The sequence below is a fragment of the Stenotrophomonas sp. HMWF003 genome (assembly GCF_003061285.1).
Taxonomy (GTDB): Bacteria; Pseudomonadota; Gammaproteobacteria; order Xanthomonadales; family Xanthomonadaceae; genus Stenotrophomonas; species Stenotrophomonas maltophilia_AP.
In genome coordinates, this window is sequence record NZ_QAIW01000224.1 from 1 (window position 1) to 1,231 (window position 1,231).

Below are 1,231 nucleotides of genomic sequence, written 5' to 3' on the forward strand. Positions count from 1 at the left end.
GCGTCACCCAGGCCAGCGTGCATGTCGATGACGTGGCGGTGGGCCGGATCGGCCCGGGATTGCTGGCGCTGGTGGGCATGGAGCCCGGCGACAGCGAGGCACAGATCGCGCGGATGGCCGATCGGCTGCTCGGCTACCGTGTGTTTGCCGATGAAGGCGGAAAAATGAACCGGTCGCTGGCCGACACCGGGGGCGGGCTGCTGCTGGTGAGCCAGTTCACCCTGGCTGCCGACACCGCCAGCGGGATGCGGCCGGGCTTCAGCACCGCCGCGCCGCCGGCCGAGGCTGAACGTGGATTCAACCGGTTGGTCGAGATCTGCAGGCAAAAACACGCCCCGGGGGTGGAAACCGGCCAGTTTGGTGCCCATATGGTTGTCAGCCTGGTCAACGACGGTCCTGTGACCTTCCTGCTCCGGCCCTGACCCCGGGACCACCGCCCGGGGCGGAAGGGCCCCGGGCTGGTATAATGCTAGGTCCTATTCTCTCCCTGCCGGTGGCGCGAGCACTACATGGCCAACGAACGTCCTGCCCAGCAAAACGACATCAAGCTTCTGATCAGCAAGGGCCTGGAACAGGGCTACCTGACCTACGCCGAAGTCAATGACCACCTGCCCGACGACATTGTCGACCCGGAGCAGATTGAAGACATCATCGGCATGATCAACGGCATGGGCATCGATGTCCATGAAGTTGCGCCCGATGCGGAAACCCTGCTGCTCAACGACGGCAACACCGGCAACCGCGAAGTCGATGACACCGCGGCCGAAGAAGCTGCCGCCGCGCTGAGCGCGCTCGACACCGAAGGTGGTCGCACCACCGACCCGGTGCGCATGTACATGCGCGAAATGGGCACCGTCGAGCTGCTGACCCGCGAAGGCGAAATCGCCATCGCCAAGCGTATCGAAGAAGGCCTGGGCCAGGTCCAGGCGGCACTCGGCACCTTCCCGGTGTCGGTGGAATCGCTGCTGGCCGACTACGACGCGCACAAGGAAGGCAAGAAGCGCCTGGCCGAAGTGATCGTCGGCTTCAACGACCTGGTCGAGGAAGTCCCGGCGCCGGTCGTGGCTGAAGACACCAGCGACGACGCCGAAGACGATGCCGACGACGAAGACGACGGCGACGACGTTGAAGAAGAAGCCGGCCCGACCGGTCCGGACCCGGAAGAAGTTGCCCGCCGCATGCAGGCCCTGAGCGACGCGTACAGCGCGTTCAAGAAGGCTGCCGCCAAGGG

2 protein-coding genes are annotated in these 1,231 nt (G+C 65.5%); both read left to right on the forward strand.

The genetic code is table 11. The features are described from left to right. Nucleotides 1-422 (forward strand): D-aminoacyl-tRNA deacylase (gene dtd, locus DBR34_RS09050; RefSeq protein ID WP_128096548.1); only part of this gene is annotated, 422 nt, incomplete at its 5' end. An 87-nt stretch (nt 423-509) separates the two neighbouring features. Beyond that, nucleotides 510-1,231: RNA polymerase sigma factor region1.1 domain-containing protein (locus tag DBR34_RS22465; protein WP_308812524.1), on the forward strand; the 722-nt coding region annotated here is incomplete at its 3' end.